Below are 16,913 nucleotides of genomic sequence, written 5' to 3'. Positions count from 1 at the left end.
GCTAGTCACTGAAGTCTCAGTAACAAATACCAAATGCAGGAAGCAAAATCGTACCGGCATCACTTGCTGATGTTTTGGCACGCACTATGAACATTCAAAATACACAATTAAAAATACCAGTGTGCAAGATCCTTTAAAACTGAAATAAATGACTGTTAGTACAGCAAACATTTTGTTATCAGATGCTCTCCATCTGATACAAATACTTTTTATTGAATAAACAATTTCATAGACCCAAAACCAGCACCAATACAATTACAACAGAAGCAAAATTACGGCATTAGCCCGACAAAACAAGATACAAAAAAACAAATAATAAACACCGAAGAATATTTTTATTTATTAAAACCAACAATAAAAATATTAAAATCAAAACAACGCTAATTACAAAAAAGTATTCAACAAACAAAAGTAAATATTATTTTTTATAAGACAAAAAACCAAACACAATAAATACATCACAAAAATTCATATAACCCATAATAGATATTGGAAACGCTTTCTAAACTGACAAAAACTTTAGCTATACTAATCAACCAACAGCCTTTACCTTAATTTAAAAATAAGGAACTGATTAACTTCAACTCCTATTCAACTGGCAAAAGGTCAGCTAATTTTTAATTACGAATTTAAATCTATTTATTTCGTGGTTAGAAATACTGGAAACGCTAAGAGTTTCATCTAAATTAGGAATCAACAAACAAATCAATACTGAATAAATTTATTCTGTATTGTTTTATTGTTATGCAGTACCGATTCTTGTAGAGCTTTATACAAATAATATCAACGTCATGATCTGTTGTCGGTATACCCACCTTTATCGGTGTTTTCTTACCAGAAAATCAAATACGTAAATTATTAACTTTGCGTAGTTATTAATGTCTGTTTTTAATACTGCTTTACGCAACTAAGCACTATTACAAAGATGAAAAATTAGCGCATTAAAAACAAAAAATAACCTAAACCGAATAAAGGGTTTTTTATGTCTAATTTCAATAAGAGCAATATTCTTACTTCATTTTTATTTAAATTGTTTTTTGTTGTTACTGCGAGCCTCGGGGCGTCAACAACCGTAATCGCAGCATGTATTGATAACGTAGTCTTAGTTCACGGTAATACCGGAGCCCCTGACGACTGGGATTCAACTTACGACGAACTGCTCAGACAAGGATGGTTGCCCAACCAAATTTTCCGACCAAACTGGGGTTCAAAAACCTGCCCAGGATGTAACGATCACAGCGGCTCAGAGGAATTTCCCGTTCGAAACGCCATCAACAGCGCACTCGCCAATTCTTGTACGGGTAGAATCGATGTCATCGCCCATTCCATGGGCGTTACCCTAGCCGCACAACAAATCATCAAACTAGGACAAGCCAACAATGTAAACTCTTTTGTTGGTATCGCGGGTGCTTACCGTGGACTATTAACTTGCGGTGTCTACCCATTTAATGTTCCTAGCTCTACCTGTGGTAGCCAAGGTTTATCAGTAAGCAGCCCATTCTTAGATTGGTTAGACGGCAGAAAAATCGCAAACCGCGTTTATTCAATGAAAAGCTGGGTAGACCAAATTGTCTGTGGATCGGGTACGTGTTTGGTATTCGGTGTTCACGCCAGCCAAATCGACAACGAAAACAACAGCTTTACCTACAGCTTCGGTCATTTCGGATTGCAACAATTCACTTCACGAGATCAAGTGAATTTAATTCGCTAAATTCTGTGATTCCATCAGCACAAGGATGTGCTGTTACAGGTTTAAGAAGTCTCTGATTAACAACAATCAAGCCAATAAACGTTTAATTACCGATATTGTATATTAGTAATCTCTACCTATTTTTAAGCCTGGTAATATTACGGCTTTTCAAAACAACACACTGCGTCGCCCCCCTGCAGGTGCTGCTTGTTTATTCCCTCTTAGTTTTTACGCTTCCTTTTAAACCACCGCGCTAACACTAATATACCGCTCTCCAAAACTCTCATTTTTCACCTACACTCAAACCTAATTACAGCTTCTTAACAGCTAAGCTAATACACCTTGAGTTTCAGTAGCAATATTCCCGGAACATGAGTATTTGAACATGGTTTTCATAAAAAATTGGTCTTTTAAAACAAAGATGTTACTCCTAGTTGGACCGACAACACTGGTTTTATTAGTACTTGCTGCCATAGCCTTGTGGGGCAATTTAAGTGCAATGCGCAGCGCATCAGACACCCAGATCTTATTGCGACTCACCGCTACTAGCAGTTTACTGGTTCATGAGTTACAAAAAGAGCGCGGAGCAAGCGCGGTGTATGTGGGTTCTGAAGGAAATAGATTCAAAAGAGAATTGGATTTACAACAAGCGGAAACCGACAAAAAATTAAGTGCTTGGATCAGTGATTACGACAAACATCGAGACAATATCCAATACAAAGAAATACAAAACGTTATGGATATAATGCGCTCAAGGTTACAAAATTTAGAAAAAGTCCGTACTCAAGCAGAAAACCTGTCTGTGCCCGCAAAAGAAGTGATCGCATTTTTTACCGATACTAACGCCTACTTTATTCAGGGCATACCGTACATCGCCCGCATGACTCAGTATGACGAGGTTGCAAAAAATACCTTCGCGTATTACAGCTTTTTAGCAGGTAAAGAACGCGCCGGAATCGAACGCGCGGTAATGAGCAACAGCTTTGCGGTAGGCTCATTTTCTCAAGATTCACTGTACCGATTCGTACAATTAGTCACAGAGCAAAGTTTGCTTTTCGAAAATTTCTCGCGCTTTTCCACCCAAGAACAACTCGACTTTTTTGAACAAACCATGGCACATAGCTCGGTAAAACAAGTGAACGATTACCGAGCAATTGCTTTTGAGAAATCTTCTGCGGGGGGTTTTGGCGTTAACCCAGCCGATTGGTTTAATGCCGCCACTGCCCGTATCAATCAGTTAAAAATTATCGAAGATAAAATCAATCAGGATCTAATGAACCTGGCCGGAGACATCCACAGCAATGCTCAATCGTCTTTTTACAGCATTTTATCGATTGCATTAGCGGCTCTTTTGATAATCAGCATTTTTAGCTATGCGGTTTTCTCTCAATTAAACCAACAAATTTGCTCGGTAAAAGATACCATTCAGAACGCGGTTAAAAAGAAAGATTTAAGATTCCGAGCACAAGTTTTAGGCCACGACGACTTGGGCTCTATGGCGCATCAGCTCAACGGTATGCTTTCGGTTTTTTCAGATGTGTTGCATCAATTATCTGCGGCAAGTTCGGAATTAAAAACATGCTCAGAAAAAACATTGTCACTAACCCTAAGCAATAAAAAAGATTTAACAAAACAAAGTGAGGATTCTGCCCAAGTTGCCGAATCCAGCGAACAAATGGCGATCACTATTGCCAACGTAGCAAAAAACACTCACAGCGCCGCCAGCGCGACCGATAAAGGCTCTGTTATTGCTAAATCAGGCGCCGTAGCCGTCAAACAAAATACCGATAACGTACGTAAAATGGCTGATGACATCGAACAAGTTGGCACAGCTATGTCGCAGTTAAATGACAAAAGTACCGGCATTACCAATGTTGTGGAAGTTATCAAATCCGTTGCCGAACAAACCAACCTGCTCGCGCTAAACGCTGCAATCGAGGCAGCGAGAGCCGGCGAACACGGTCGCGGCTTTGCGGTAGTGGCTGACGAAGTCAGAACGCTCGCTCGACGCACACAAGAATCCACCTCAGAAATCAGCGCCATCATTACTGAATTCAATGAAACAACCACACAAGCATTTCAGGCAATAACAAGAGGAACCGAATCGGCACGCTCTGTTTCGGAAGAATCGGCGTCGGTGCAAACAGTGTTGTCAGAAATCGAACAAGAAGTGGGTAATATCAATGTTATGGTGGATGAAATAGCGTCTGCCTCCGAACAACAAGTAACAACGACTGATTCAATTTCCCAATCCATTCGGATGATCAACGAGCGAATGAATAATATGAATATAAATGCCGGGGAAATTGAAATTGTCACTAATGAACAAGTCGACCTAGCCAATAAACTGCATACTATTGCCGTGAGCTTTCAGAGTGTCGATACCGGTACGAGCTAATTAGAGTATTGTACAGACACAAAAAAAGCCCCAATGCGTGGAGCTTCTTTTAAATATTCAATGGCGGTGAGGGAGGGATTCGAACCCTCGAAGCCTTTCGACTTACACACTTTCCAGGCGTGCTCCTTCGGCCACTCGGACACCTCACCGTACGCCAAATATTCAGCGATTTCTATTTGTCGCCAAATTTTGGGAGGGCGAACTATACGTAAAGCAGCGGTCAGAATCAATCGCTTTGAGGATCATTATGCAAATAATCCCAAGCCAATTTTCAACTTGAACACTTATTGAGCACAAGTTTCGAGTAATACACACACCCGGCCAATAAATCCTAGAACAACAATTATTATTTCCAATCTTAATAAGTTCACTAAAACCGGACCAGATGTCGTCAGAAGTTGGCTAGATGGCGGATCATTGTCAATACTCAGCTATAAAGGTTAACTTTGAGGGCCACATGAACAATCATTATTGGCCCGACGGCTTCAGGTGTATTAATGGAAATCTCTAAATGGTTATTGATCGGTGCAGCGGAGATCTACGCTGTTATGATCTGCTTTTTGGTCTTTCTTTTATTCAATGTGAAAGGCTTGAAAAAGCTGATCAATAAACTCCAATCTCGCATTAAGGGTTTGAATGAGGAACTGGAGGAATTAAAGGAAGAGAAGGCGGCTTCCAGTGAATCAGCAACCGATGCACCTGAATTCTTACGCCAGCTCAAAGGGCAAGTACAGTTGACCAAAAAACATCATGGCAAGGTTGCAGGCCACCACGATGTCGATACCAGTTTGGCGGAAGCTGATTCTATCGAAGCGCAAGCGGTGGCGTTGCGGCATGCGTTTTTGAAAAATGAAATCCAGGCCTTCACAACGGATGAATCCAGTAAAACTCCAAAGTGGGCGTCTTTGTATGAAGGCTTTGCCGGTATCTTAGATAAAATAAAACCGTCGAATAACACAGAAGAAAATACCAGCGATAAGGCGCTGAAAGACAATTTTGAAGAAATAATCAACTTGGCAAAAGCGAAAGGCGCCGACGGTGAAATTGAGGCTGCACTGCTGCAATACCGAGATCTACTGGCAAATTTGCGTTCGGACCCTGTCACCGAAATTCCGTCAAAGGGAAAATCTGACGAATCGGTACAAGCGCTGAAAACGTTTCATTCGGATCAATTCAATAACATTAACCAGTGGTTAGACAAAATTGAGAAAAACCCGCAATCGCTGGCCGATTCTAAAACGGGCGAGGATTTAAAGGCGCAACTGCAACAACAAACTCGGTATTTGCAGGAATCCGAAGCTTGTGTCGCGCTCTTAGAGAAAGAGATAGAAACCTGCTACGCACAAATTGACAGCCTACAAGACAGTGCTAATACCAAAACCTCCGCAGAACCCGCGCAAGTGAATCAGTTGGTGTCTGAAAATCAAAAACTGAAAAAACACATCAAACAGCAAGATTCCGAGATCGAGCAGCTTTTGGCTCAAATGCATATGAGCGAATAATCCCTGTTAAATGTACACTCTCCTGGCGTGGACATAGCCTACAGCAACACGTTATATTCACTTGAACGACAAATATTCCTGAGAAATATTTTTAGAGGAATATTCTTATAACAAATCATATAATTCACTCTTTTTCAGCTACGGACCTTCCTTTAAAATTGTGATGAAGGTCACCGAAAGACCAATTATTAAGTAATCTCACACTGGAACACCATGGCGAAGGACAACAAACCATCCATTGATTTTTGGTCTCATCCCCAAAGGCATTTTTATTTTCGTTCCCTGATCGCTTTTTCCGTGGTCGGAACCCTGGTTTCTTACCGAAGCTGGCCGACGTTTGACATCATCTCTACGGTATTGGCCGTACTGACGCTGATTTACTTAGCTGTTACACGTTTGCTTGGAGACAAAAGCTCCGAAGAGAAAAAAGAGCAGCTTGAGCGTGTCTTTGGTTGGGCTGATGCTGCTCTTATTGGTGCCTGTTTGTGTTTGGTTGATTTCCAGATTTTACCGACGGCGTTGTTTGCGACCATCATTCAATTTAACGCCTCATTACAAGGTGGCAGCCGCAAGTGGCTTGAAGACAACGCTGCGTTCTTTATCGGCGCGGGTATTGGTGCTTTCATATACACGCCTGTGTGGGTGCTCAGTTCCAGCATTCAAATCAGTGCAACAACACTGATCGGCGTCAGCGTTTACATCATTCTCTACGGGTTATTTGTAAACCGAAAAATTCGCTCAATGACTGAGCAAATCGAAGAACTCAACGAAATCAACGAGAAAGAAAAAGAGAAAGGCTTTCAGTTATCCCACTACATCTCTCCAGCCGTATACAGCGCAGTGGGCACAAACGATCAAGCCAAGTTGCAAACGGACCGTAAACGCCTCACCGTTTTCTTCTCCGACATTCAGGGCTTTACCTCATTGTCGGAAGAGCTCGAAGCTGAAACCTTGGCTACCCTGCTAAACCTGTATCTGACAGAAATGACTAAGATCATTTCCCACTTTGGCGGTACTGTGGATAAGTTTATGGGTGACGGCATTATGGTTATCTTTGGCGATCACGAAACCCGCGGAACCAAGGGCGATTGCCTGCGCTGCGTATCGATGGCAATTGCCATGAAAAAACGTATGCGCGTGCTTCAAAACCACTGGTTCAGCCAAGGAATCAAGAAGAAGCTTCAAATTCGTATGGGCATTAACACGGGCTTTTGTACCGTCGGTACCTTTGGTGCTAAATCCCATCACTTGGATTACACCGCGCTGGGCACCCATGTGAACCTCGCCAGCCGCTTAGAATCCGCCGCTGATCCCGGTGAAATCTTGTTATCTCACGAATCTTGGGCGCTGGTGAAAGACACCATCATGTGTATTAACAAAGGCATGATTGAAGCGAAAGGTTTCAGTTACCCAATTGAGGTTTACCAAGTCGTCGATTTTCGTAAGAACTTGGGTTCAAACCAAACCTACATGGAAACTAATCTGGACGGTTTCTCGATGCACTTAGACCTAGAGAAGATTAGAAACTTCGAGAAAGAAAAGGTGCTTTATGATCTCGAAAAGGCCATCGAGACCATAAAAGACAAGGTGATTCAGTAATTACAACCTAACTCAAGTTACTGCCTGACCAATCGAACTGGGCGAAGGCTCAGTTCAGCTGCATCAACATTGGTTCTGAATGGGTTGATGTCCAACCCGCCACGGCGAGTGTATCGAGCGTAGACAGCGAGCGTATTCGGCGAACACATCCGCTCGATATCGAGAAAAATGTTCTCAACACACTGCTCGTGAAAGTCCTGGTGATCTCTCATCGACACCAAATACTTCAACACACCTTCTGCGTCTATCGCCTCACCTTGATAATAAATCCAAACACTGGCCCAATCGGGTTGGCCAGTCACCGGGCAATTGGTCTTCAATAGATTCGAAAACAACACTTGCTCAGTGGGTTCGTTTTGTTTTGCATCTAATCTCAATAACGACGAATTAACCTGGTAATCAGAAACGTCCGCATCAATCGAATCCAAATACACAACGGGAATATCGCGCCCTTGCGGCGAATCGGCAAATTCGAAGGGCGTCGAGGCTATACCATCGCTCATCGCAAAGAATTCACACGCCTCACTCAGCGTTAAAAGCTCGACCTCAACTGCGCCTTGAGCTGCCGCCGATAAGTCCTCAATGAGTACCTGTTTAACCTGATCCCAACTATTAAATTGCGTTTGTGTGAATGAATTTAAGTACAACTTAAAAGATTTCGATTCAATAATTGAATGAGTATTCACTGGCAACGAAAACTCCGCCACTGCAACCTGCGGTAAGCCTTTGGCGTTTAACCAGGAAATTTCCCACGCAGTCCACAAATCTCGACCCGCGAACGGTAATTGAGTATTGGAGATATTAAGCGCATCGCGCGCATTGGAACGTGCAATGGGATAAAGAAGGGATTTATCGTAGGTATTAACGTATTCGGTTTCTTTACCTAAGCCGCTGTTGGCAGCAGAGTTGTCAGTTGAGTGAGTATCTAAATGTGAAGCCATAAATCGATTTGAATGCTTGAAAGCCATGTAAAAATGAACGAGATACGAATGAACAATTCTTTGAGAAACCGCTGGTGAATACGGGTTACAAAGAATTGTTCATTGTATTTTCTAGTATACGCATACCAGTCTTGTTTACGAACGCAAGCGCGTGCCTTTATCCAACAAATGCAGCGCATACATAAACATAATAATCACAAAGACAAAAATACCACCAAAGGCAAAGCGAATATCAATATCAGTGATTCCTAAAAATCCATATCGGAACGCATTCACCATGTACAACACCGGATTCAACATCGATACCGACTGCCAAAATTCAGACAACAAGCTAATCGAATAAAACACACCGCCCAAATAGGTTAGCGGTGTCAACACAAAGGTTGGCACGATACTAATGTCGTCGAAGGAATTGGCGTATACCGCGTTGATAAATCCAGCAATGGAAAACAGCATGGAGGTGAAAAACACAATGGCAACGGTGACGGTCATATTGTGCATCGATAAATCGATAAAGAACAACGATACCAGCGATACAATTAAGCCAATCAACAATCCGCGAGCCACACCACCCAAAACAAAGCCCAATAGAATCACGTAGTTTGGCATGGGTGATACCAATAACTCTTCTACGCTATTTTGAAATTTTGCGCTGTAAAACGAACTCACCACATTGGAATAGGAGTTTGTAATTACCGACATCATAATTAAACCCGGCACCACAAACGACATGTAATCAAACCCGTCCATTTGCCCAATTCGAGAGCCAATCAACGCTCCGAAGATCACAAAGTACAACGACATGGTGATCACCGGTGGCAATAATGTTTGCACCCAAATGCGCATAAAACGGCGAATTTCTTTCGAAAGAATGGTAACCAGCGCGACCCACTGCTCTGAAAAACTCACGCTTGTACTCCTTGTTTTGACTTTTTATTGGCTTCTACCAAATTCACAAACAGTTCTTCCAAACGGTTTGCCTTATTCCTCATACTGATGACTTCAATGCCCTTGTCGTTGAGCTTATTAAATACCTGATTCATCGATTGACCTTTTTCCAAATCAATCTCAAAGCTGTGACTGTCGATGCGCGTGATGTCGTAACCATCAAGACATATGTCGGAGGAGACCGTTTCTTTCGCATCAAAAATAAAGGTCTCGCGATTGAGCTGCTTGAGCAAAGCTTTAATGCTGGTGTTTTCGACGATGGTACCTTGATCGATAATCGCAACATTGCGACACAAACTTTCGGCTTCTTCCAAATAGTGAGTGGTCAAGATAATTGTCGTACCTTGATCGTTAATTTCCCGCAAAAACGACCACATTGACCGGCGAAGTTCGATATCAACGCCCGCGGTGGGCTCATCCAGAATCAGCAATTCCGGTTTATGCACCAATGCTCGGGCAATCATTAATCGGCGTTTCATTCCGCCTGATAAAAAGCGTGCCTGAGTGTCTTTTTTATCCCACAGCCCCAATTGTTTTAGGTGGTGCTCGGCAATGCTACGTGCCTCGGCTTTGGGAATTCCATAATAACCGGCTTGGTTAAGAACGATGTCAAAGACCTTTTCAAATTGGCTGAAGTTAAATTCCTGTGGAACCACTCCCAACTTTTTCTTCGCCAACGGCCCTTCTTTATCAATGTCATGGCCAAAAATAGAGACACTGCCTTCAGTTTTTTTCACCAGAGAACTGATCACACCAATCGTGGTGGACTTGCCCGCTCCATTAGGACCGAGTAATGCAAAGAAATCGCCTTTCTCTACTTCAAGATCGATCCCTTTTAGGGCGGTGAAGCCGTTGTTGTAGGTTTTCTTCAATTGTTTAATGGATATTGCAGCGGTCATAAATTTTCAAATGCTCTACTACGTATTAAAAAACATCGTTCAAATCACTGGCGTTGAATACGATGAACCGTTTATTTTTAAGACAATAAATGAGATGAGAACCCAGCAAATCACCATCGATAAATTATCATCGATTAAATACTTTGCTTAGGTTGCATTGAGATTCACGGCGTATCTAAGAAAATCTCTGATTGCACCATTTAAACGCAACCAAGAGAGTAAACATCGAAAGTACAATCCCAATTTCTTATCATTTTCAATAACTTAGCGATAAAGAAAATGGTGACACACAAACACTTTGCAATCGCAGGAATACCTTCAATACCCAGGTAAGTCACCGCGCCGAACTATAAGAAACCTAAGTTTATTCAGAGTTTCCTACCAATAAGTGATCGGTGCTTTTTTGTATTAGAAAAAGAAGCTCGCCTTACTGAAAGTAAGCTTAAAGCAAGTTATAGCAAGGCTTCTATACAAACGGATAAAACCGAAAACACTACAAAATTATATTAGCCTGGATTCACACAACAGACTGAAACGCGAACTTACACAGCACAAACCAAACTTCAATTTACATCGGTAGTGTCAACTGTTTCACATTCATGAAGTCGGAACCGACTTCTTGAACGCAAAATTTTGAATGCGTGACGTTAAGCCAGTTTTCCTTGAATAACAATCGGTTATGCTACCTCAACACCACCACAAGAAAAATACTGTATTAATTGTAAATATTACAAGCAATTCTTTATGGATACACTCGATGTTAAACAAATGAAGCTGTTGTTGGCTTTATTAGAAGAAAAAAACCTCACTCGAGTTGCAAATAAGCTATCAGTCAGCCAACAAGCAGTCAGTGAACAGCTTAAGAAACTGAGAATGACATTCTCAGACCGATTGTTTGTGCGCGCAAAACACGGCGTTGTTCCGACGCCATTTGCTGAGAACCTGGGTGTTGTTGTTCGCGATGTCCTGGAAAAACTCGAACAAGCGCGACGACAAGATACGTTCAGCCTCACCAACGTCAGCCAGACGTTTGTTATCAGCGCGAGTGATTACGCCCAAAAAGTGCTTTTGATCGATCTGCTCAAGATCATTCGGCCTCAAGCGCCGGGTCTAAAGGTCATTATTAAAGACTTAGAAACCGACAATATTGAACGAGCGCTGTTAGAAGGCTCCGTGAATCTGGTCATATCGGCGCCAAATGGCCTGCCATCGTCACTGCCAAGCACCCGGCTGATGTCGGAATCGTTTACGTGCGTTGTTGCGGCGAGCACTCCCGAATCGGTCGCCCCCACCTGCATAGAAGATTTAGCGAACTGCCAGCATCTAATCGTTTCACCCTCAAGAGCTGCACTCAAAGGGTCGGCAGATTCTTGGTTCTCAGAACACGGTATCAATCGCCAAATTTCAGTATCCGTGCCGTCGTTTGAACTGGCTCCGGAATTTATCGAAGCCTACGGCGCGGTCGCGTTTTTACCAACACGGCTATTGCCGGACGAAAGACTGCGTCCAGTCAAATTAGAAACATTACCGCCGGGGTTTGAACTTCGAGCTGCGTGGCATCACCGCTGTTCACAAGACCCACTGCATCAGTGGATTGTCAGCGAACTCATGCAAATTGCACAAAGCAAGGAAGCTGATGAGAAATAAAAAATTAGCTTAGGTAAAAACTAGAATACTGACTGAAAGGAAAAAACTGGAGCGGGAAACGAGACTCGAACTCGCGACCCCAACCTTGGCAAGGTTGTGCTCTACCAACTGAGCTATTCCCGCAATGGCGTCCCCTAGGGGAGTCGAACCCCTGTTACCGCCGTGAAAGGGCGGTGTCCTAGGCCTCTAGACGAAGGGGACAAATAAACACAACTAATGTGTATTGATTTGCCGCTAGGCTTAATCAACAAAACACCTGCCAAGTGTTATCTTGATACTTCTTTTAAATTTCTAAGTCCAACCACAACTGCCAAAGAATAAAACACAGCAGCTACTTTAAAAAAAGTAACCTGAATAAACCGCAATGGGATTACCTCAGGACTACTGCCAATTTTGCTCTTACCGCTTAACAACACAATGCGCTAATCGACAGCAATTTGGAGCGGGAAACGAGACTCGAACTCGCGACCCCAACCTTGGCAAGGTTGTGCTCTACCAACTGAGCTATTCCCGCAATGGCGTCCCCTAGGGGAGTCGAACCCCTGTTACCGCCGTGAAAGGGCGGTGTCCTAGGCCTCTAGACGAAGGGGACTTAGGACTTTCAAAACTCAGAACACTTTAACTTATTGTGTTAGCAGCTTTTCAGCATTTGCTTTCACTTACGTTTGAATGTGTCCCTGTTCAGAAGTGGGGCGAATTCTATGTACCTCTTCGGCACCTGTCAACACCTTTAAAACATTTTTGTTTCCAATAACTTAGCTCTTATTAAACTGCGCATTAAAAGTAACCAGCTATACTAAATTATGTACTACTACAGCCGAAAACTTAGCCAATTGTTCAACGACCACCAGAAACAGACAACAACGGTTCGGGAATCACTGCTCATTGGAAAATAGAAAATGACATCAGTTTACATCGCCAGTGGCATTATCATTGTTCTCATCATAGTGCTCTGCTACGCCTTCATGATTCAAACTGTTGCCAAAAAGCGCGAGCAACAACAGCGCATGATTCAAATTTTAGAACAGAGAATCAAAAATTTTAGCGTCCTAATCAGCGGATTCCCTCAGGGTTACCTGCCTAAAGAATTAAACCTGCTCATTTATCAGCAATTGATCGACGCCACCAATCAATTGATTCAACTGAATTCGAAGGAAACGCGATATCGCGAAGAGTTGGAGATCTACAGCCGAGAACACGCGGAAATTCAGCGTCGCCCTCCGTCCACAAAGCGCGTCAAATTGAATTCACCAAAACAGTCGAAAGAAGTGAAGCAGTATCTGACCGAGCTGAACAAATTCGTGCATCGGCTGCACAAACGCAGCAAATTATCGAGTTCTGAATTCGACAACTACACCGCTCAAATTAAGCAACTGGTGCTGTTTATCGCCGTCGATAACTACTCTGCACACGCTCAAGCCGCGGAGTCTTCGGACAAGCCAAGAATGGCCCTGCACTACTACACCTTGGCGAAAAACCTGTTGACCAAAGAAGTGAAAGACAAAAGCATGAAAACTCAGGTCGACGCGCTCAACCAACACATTGAGCGCTTACAAAAGCTGACCTCGGTACCCGAAGAAACCGAGGCAGAAGCAGACAGCGACAATGGCAATTGGGATCAATTCAATTCAGACGGCGACGCCTGGAAGAAAAAAGCCATTTACGACTAGTCCCAACTGCACGCACGCATGAGTAGTTTCTTTCCAGAGATTTACGATTCCACAGGCGTGTAGCGCTCTAACCAGTAGGCGTATTGCGGTGGCAACACCCAAGCGGGTTTATTCACACCCAGGCGCTTACTGGCAAAATACGGCCAATTCGAATTCTCCAAATGCGCCCGGCCAACCATAACAACATCAATCTGATCATTCTCAATCACGCGATTAGCCAGCTCAGGGCTATCAACCCCCCACGCGGTTGCGGCAGGAAGACCCGTCTCGGTTCGAATCTGTTGTGACACAGGCGCTAAGAACCCTGGCCCCCAAGGAATGTCTGCTTTAGGTGTATTAAAACCGATACTGACACTAATGAAGTCGGTCCCTAATTCTTTGAAACGCTGCACCGTTTGAATGGATTCAGGCAACATTCTTTCGTCGTCACCATCGTATTCAATCACTCCAAAACGAATGGTCAGCGGCAAATTCTCGGGCCATACTTCTCTTACTGCTGCCAGAGTTTCAAGCATAAATCGACTGCGACCGTCTAAATCGCCACCGTACTGGTCGGTTCTTTGATTGGAATGAACCGAATAGAAATTCTGCGCCAGATAACCGTGCGCAAAGTGCAACTCCAACCATTCAAAACCAGCGGCTAAAGCGCGCTTTGCAGCATCGACAAAATTTTGCTTCACGCGTTGTATATCATCCAACGTCATTTCAGTTGGTGTTCGAGAAAGATGCTCGCCAAAGGCTACGGCCGAAGGTGCAATGGTTTCCCAAGCGTCAGGGTGATCAATGGCCAAGTGATCATCACCCTCCCAAGGGCGGTTTGCACTGGCTTTTCGGCCTGCGTGGGCAATTTGTATTCCGGGCACACTGCCGGCGTTTTTAATACGCGAGGCTATTTGAGCCATGCCTTCAACCTGATCATCGGACCAAAGCCCCGCACACCCAGGAGAAATTCGCCCTTCCGGCGATACCGCCGTTGCCTCGACGATCACCAAGCCCGCGCCACCACGCGCTAAATTAGCGTAATGCGCCAAATGCCAATCGTTGACGACGCCGTCGATTGCGCTGTATTGACACATTGGAGGAACCGCTATGCGATTGCGCAAGGTGATATCTTTCAAGGTAAATTCAGTGAATAACGCACTCATTCTTTGCTCTCCAAATTTCAATGGATTAAACCGTCCTCACCCGTTTTCGATCGCGCACCCCAACACACACTATTAACGCCAAAATCCCCAAAAACTGGCGAAAGTGTCGGTAAATAGCTAAAACCAAGTGCAATTGAATCAAAACCGGATAGGAATAATTTTCGAATGATTGAAGGTTACAAGAACTATTGAATGACGTAAAATTATCAATAATGATAAAAATGATGACGTTTTGTAATGATTAATACCAAGTGGTTACACACCTTTTGCGCACTCGTAGACGTAGGCAGTTTTACCCAAGCGGCAAAGCAGCTCTATATGACTCAATCAGGCGTCAGCCAACACATCAACAAATTGGAACAGTATTTGGGCCAGCCATTGATTGTGCGCAAGGGAAAAGGCTTCACGCTCACCGACAGCGGCGAGCGTCTCAATCTTGAGGCGAGGGTCATTCTCAAAGATTTGAAGATGCTCGAATCCAGCGTCACCAGTGATCACGCGTTTGAAGGCGAAGTAAGAATTATGTCGCCGGGCAGTATTGGTTTGAAGCTGTATCCGTTTTTTCTCAACATTCAAACCCAACATCCAAAACTGATCGTGGATTATCGCTTTGCGCCAAACTATGAAATCGACAGAGCCGTGGTTGAGAATAAAATAGACGCCGGATTTATTACCCAAACCTCCAACTTGTGCGACGTTATCAGCACCGAGGTGGGCCAAGAAGAACTCTTGCTGGTAACGCCAAAAAACGTAGAAAAACCGACTTGGAGTCAACTTCACGATCTGGGCTTTATCGGCCATCCGGATGTCGCGCACTACACGGGATTGCTACTGGGTGCGAATTACCCAGAATTTCAGCATATTGATAAATTTACTAAGCACGGTTTTTCCAATCAGGTCAGCTTGCTGCTCGAACCGGTGAGCTTAGGATTGGGCTTTACCGTCTTGCCAGCACACGCCGTTGAATCCTACCCCAAACAAGAGCTTATCAAGATTCACCAACTGCCAAACCGCATATCAGAGACTATTTACGTAGTTGAACACAGAGACAAGGCCCGATCAAAGCGCGCCGACACACTCTTATCGGCGGCGATTTCAATGTTGCAATCGTGTCAACGATGCCAACAGTTGATGCAACAGCATCAGGTGAGAACTTCCGCCATAACCGTATAAGAAACGATTCTGCTCACTTGGCACAAAGGTCGGCCGGATTCTTCGGCCCACTGGTTAAATACCGCTTGTGTGGCTTTTAATTCTTTCTGAGACGACGGGACTTTTTCAACAACGCCTTCGGCTTTCAGCACTTGAACAACATCGTTTGTCAGCAAGAAGGTGTCTTTTCCGGCCATACGCAAAAATCGCGAACCCGACATACCACCAAGCTGAGTGCCGACTTTTTTCAGGTAGGTCCACAGACCGACAATATCGTCACTCGGCCACTGCGCCAAAAACGTTCCAAAGTTGCCGTATTCTCGACACACTTCGAGCATCATCGAAGCATTGTTGCGAACGGATTTCATTTTTCCCAAATGACGAATCAGGTCTTTGTTACTCATCAGATCGTCGATATCAGAATCACTGAGCATGGCCGCCTGAACGGGATCAAAACCGTCAAACGCTTTTTCAAAATGCGGCCAACGTTGCTCTACCATGCTGTGTTTCAATCCGGCTTGAAACACCCGTTTGGACATAACTGACAGAAAAAACGAATTTGGCTTGGCCTGCAATTCTTCGGCGCTTGCCGGTACCGGTAACGTCGACTCAATTTTTTTAAGACTGCCTTTGTGAAGAACTGCCGTATCCAGTAAATCGGAAAATGAACGCATAATCGATCTTAATTATTTAGAGTGATTCTCGTCGTGTGCTTTTAGTGACAGAGAAGCGGAATTAACACAATACCGAAGCCCAGTGGGCGCGGGACCGTCGGTAAAAACATGACCCAAATGACTTTGGCACTTTGCACACAAAATTTCAGTGCGAGCCATACCAAAACCTCGATCTAACTTTTCTTTAATTTTACTTCGCTCAATTGGCGCGTAAAAACTCGGCCAACCACTGCCTGAATCGTATTTGGTTTCGGAATCAAACAAAGGTTCGGAACAACATTTACACAGATAAATACCCGGTGTTTTTGTGTCCCAATATTCCCCTGAAAAAGCCGGTTCCGTGCCACACTGGCGACAAATACGATACTCATCAGGAGACAACTTGTCTTTCCAGTCTTGGCTATCAACGTCGTTTTTTGCTGTGTTCTCTGCCATAATCTCTCACCTTTTTTTGTTATATACGACTCGTTGAGGAAAATTTCCTAGTGCTTCCGGTTTTTAAGGTATAAAAGCCGTTTTTAAAAATGAAGTACCAACAAACGATTCGTGCGTAAACCCAAAACAAATTTGTCGGTGATCAGTATTTCATTGAATAAAGATCGATAATACTGTTACTCGTAAGTTGTCTTATTATCGGTTTCCGTACGA

The 16,913-nt window shown here is 43.7% G+C and carries 13 protein-coding genes and 5 tRNA genes; 7 read left to right on the top strand and 11 right to left on the bottom strand.

Annotation, left to right across the window (positions count from 1 at the left end):
* Positions 1-982 precede the first annotated feature (982 nt).
* On the top strand, positions 983-1,711 hold the full coding sequence (locus tag LU361_RS09750) for an esterase/lipase family protein (protein ID WP_233088653.1): 729 nt from the start codon (positions 983-985) through the stop codon (positions 1,709-1,711).
* Between the two features lie 400 nt (positions 1,712-2,111).
* Positions 2,112-4,088: a methyl-accepting chemotaxis protein gene (locus LU361_RS09745; RefSeq protein ID WP_233088652.1), complete on the top strand. Its 1,977-nt coding sequence runs from the start codon at positions 2,112-2,114 to the stop codon at positions 4,086-4,088.
* 61 nt (positions 4,089-4,149) lie between these two features.
* Here the strand turns inward: LU361_RS09745 and LU361_RS09740 are convergent.
* A tRNA-Ser gene (locus LU361_RS09740) sits at positions 4,150-4,237 on the bottom strand.
* Positions 4,238-4,585: 348 nt separating this feature from the next.
* Between LU361_RS09740 and LU361_RS09735 the strand changes: the two genes are divergently transcribed.
* The gene (locus LU361_RS09735) at positions 4,586-5,590 is read left to right on the top strand and encodes a hypothetical protein (protein ID WP_233088651.1); all 1,005 of its coding nucleotides are present in this window, start codon (positions 4,586-4,588) and stop codon (positions 5,588-5,590) included.
* A gap of 213 nt (positions 5,591-5,803) precedes the next feature.
* The gene (locus LU361_RS09730) at positions 5,804-7,189 is read left to right on the top strand and encodes an adenylate/guanylate cyclase domain-containing protein (protein WP_233088650.1); all 1,386 of its coding nucleotides are present in this window, start codon (positions 5,804-5,806) and stop codon (positions 7,187-7,189) included.
* 17 nt (positions 7,190-7,206) lie between these two features.
* Here LU361_RS09730 and queF read toward each other — a convergent pair whose 3' ends face one another.
* The 3 genes from queF to LU361_RS09715 form a co-directional block, all read right to left on the bottom strand.
* Positions 7,207-8,130 (bottom strand): NADPH-dependent 7-cyano-7-deazaguanine reductase QueF, encoded by a 924-nt coding sequence (gene queF / locus LU361_RS09725; RefSeq protein WP_233088649.1) that lies wholly within the window; start codon positions 8,128-8,130, stop codon positions 7,207-7,209.
* 135 nt (positions 8,131-8,265) lie between these two features.
* Positions 8,266-9,039, bottom strand: a complete 774-nt coding sequence (locus LU361_RS09720) for an ABC transporter permease (protein WP_233088648.1) — start codon at positions 9,037-9,039, stop codon at positions 8,266-8,268.
* Positions 9,036-9,977 (bottom strand): ABC transporter ATP-binding protein, encoded by a 942-nt coding sequence (locus LU361_RS09715; RefSeq protein WP_233088647.1) that lies wholly within the window; start codon positions 9,975-9,977, stop codon positions 9,036-9,038. The genes LU361_RS09720 and LU361_RS09715 overlap by 4 nt, the downstream gene beginning before the upstream one ends.
* Before the next feature lie 744 nt (positions 9,978-10,721).
* Here LU361_RS09715 and LU361_RS09710 point away from each other — a divergent pair.
* Entirely contained in the window at positions 10,722-11,624 is a 903-nt protein-coding gene (locus LU361_RS09710) for a LysR family transcriptional regulator (RefSeq protein WP_233088646.1), read from the top strand.
* 47 nt (positions 11,625-11,671) lie between these two features.
* On the opposite strand, the gene LU361_RS09705 is transcribed toward LU361_RS09710, so the two are convergent.
* The 4 genes from LU361_RS09705 to LU361_RS09690 all read right to left on the bottom strand — a co-directional run bounded on the left by LU361_RS09705 (position 11,672) and on the right by LU361_RS09690 (position 12,216).
* Positions 11,672-11,747: transfer RNA gene (locus LU361_RS09705), tRNA-Gly, on the bottom strand.
* A 2-nt stretch (positions 11,748-11,749) separates the two neighbouring features.
* A tRNA-Glu gene (locus tag LU361_RS09700) sits at positions 11,750-11,825 on the bottom strand.
* A gap of 237 nt (positions 11,826-12,062) precedes the next feature.
* Positions 12,063-12,138, bottom strand: a tRNA-Gly gene (locus LU361_RS09695).
* A gap of 2 nt (positions 12,139-12,140) precedes the next feature.
* Positions 12,141-12,216: transfer RNA gene (locus tag LU361_RS09690), tRNA-Glu, on the bottom strand.
* Between the two features lie 307 nt (positions 12,217-12,523).
* Here LU361_RS09690 and LU361_RS09685 point away from each other — a divergent pair.
* Positions 12,524-13,294, top strand: coding sequence for a hypothetical protein (locus LU361_RS09685; protein ID WP_233088645.1), 771 nt, complete (start codon positions 12,524-12,526; stop codon positions 13,292-13,294).
* Positions 13,295-13,335: 41 nt separating this feature from the next.
* Here LU361_RS09685 and LU361_RS09680 read toward each other — a convergent pair whose 3' ends face one another.
* Positions 13,336-14,439, bottom strand: a complete 1,104-nt coding sequence (locus LU361_RS09680; RefSeq protein ID WP_233088644.1) for an NADH:flavin oxidoreductase/NADH oxidase — start codon at positions 14,437-14,439, stop codon at positions 13,336-13,338.
* Positions 14,440-14,676: 237 nt separating this feature from the next.
* On the opposite strand from LU361_RS09680, the gene LU361_RS09675 reads away from it, so the two are divergent.
* Entirely contained in the window at positions 14,677-15,612 is a 936-nt protein-coding gene (locus LU361_RS09675; protein ID WP_233088643.1) for a LysR family transcriptional regulator, read from the top strand.
* On the opposite strand, the gene LU361_RS09670 is transcribed toward LU361_RS09675, so the two are convergent.
* The gene (locus LU361_RS09670; RefSeq protein WP_233088642.1) at positions 15,582-16,265 is read right to left on the bottom strand and encodes a DNA-3-methyladenine glycosylase I; all 684 of its coding nucleotides are present in this window, start codon (positions 16,263-16,265) and stop codon (positions 15,582-15,584) included. The two genes, LU361_RS09675 and LU361_RS09670, sit on opposite strands and share 31 nt — an antisense overlap.
* Before the next feature lie 12 nt (positions 16,266-16,277).
* Complete coding sequence (gene msrB, locus LU361_RS09665) at positions 16,278-16,700, bottom strand: peptide-methionine (R)-S-oxide reductase MsrB (RefSeq protein ID WP_233088641.1); 423 nt, start codon at positions 16,698-16,700, stop codon at positions 16,278-16,280.
* Between the last annotated feature and the right edge of the window lie 213 nt (positions 16,701-16,913).

It is taken from the genome of Sessilibacter corallicola (genome assembly GCF_021290925.1).
Classification (GTDB): domain Bacteria; phylum Pseudomonadota; class Gammaproteobacteria; order Pseudomonadales; family Cellvibrionaceae; genus Sessilibacter; species Sessilibacter corallicola.
This window is presented reverse-complemented; position numbering and strand designations above follow the sequence as displayed.

Bases quoted from the DNA above. Each gene is read 5' to 3' on its own strand.
- LU361_RS09710 (WP_233088646.1), top strand. From the start codon at position 10,722: ATGGATACACTCGATGTTAAACAAATGAAGCTGTTGTTGGCTTTATTA.
- queF (WP_233088649.1), bottom strand. From the start codon at position 8,130: ATGGCTTCACATTTAGATACTCACTCAACTGACAACTCTGCTGCCAAC.
- LU361_RS09735 (WP_233088651.1), top strand. From the start codon at position 4,586: ATGGAAATCTCTAAATGGTTATTGATCGGTGCAGCGGAGATCTACGCT.
- msrB (WP_233088641.1), bottom strand. From the start codon at position 16,700: ATGGCAGAGAACACAGCAAAAAACGACGTTGATAGCCAAGACTGGAAA.
- LU361_RS09750 (WP_233088653.1), top strand. From the start codon at position 983: ATGTCTAATTTCAATAAGAGCAATATTCTTACTTCATTTTTATTTAAA.
- LU361_RS09675 (WP_233088643.1), top strand. From the start codon at position 14,677: ATGATTAATACCAAGTGGTTACACACCTTTTGCGCACTCGTAGACGTA.
- LU361_RS09715 (WP_233088647.1), bottom strand. From the start codon at position 9,977: ATGACCGCTGCAATATCCATTAAACAATTGAAGAAAACCTACAACAAC.
- LU361_RS09745 (WP_233088652.1), top strand. From the start codon at position 2,112: ATGTTACTCCTAGTTGGACCGACAACACTGGTTTTATTAGTACTTGCT.
- LU361_RS09680 (WP_233088644.1), bottom strand. From the start codon at position 14,439: ATGAGTGCGTTATTCACTGAATTTACCTTGAAAGATATCACCTTGCGC.
- LU361_RS09685 (WP_233088645.1), top strand. From the start codon at position 12,524: ATGACATCAGTTTACATCGCCAGTGGCATTATCATTGTTCTCATCATA.
- LU361_RS09670 (WP_233088642.1), bottom strand. From the start codon at position 16,265: ATGCGTTCATTTTCCGATTTACTGGATACGGCAGTTCTTCACAAAGGC.
- LU361_RS09730 (WP_233088650.1), top strand. From the start codon at position 5,804: ATGGCGAAGGACAACAAACCATCCATTGATTTTTGGTCTCATCCCCAA.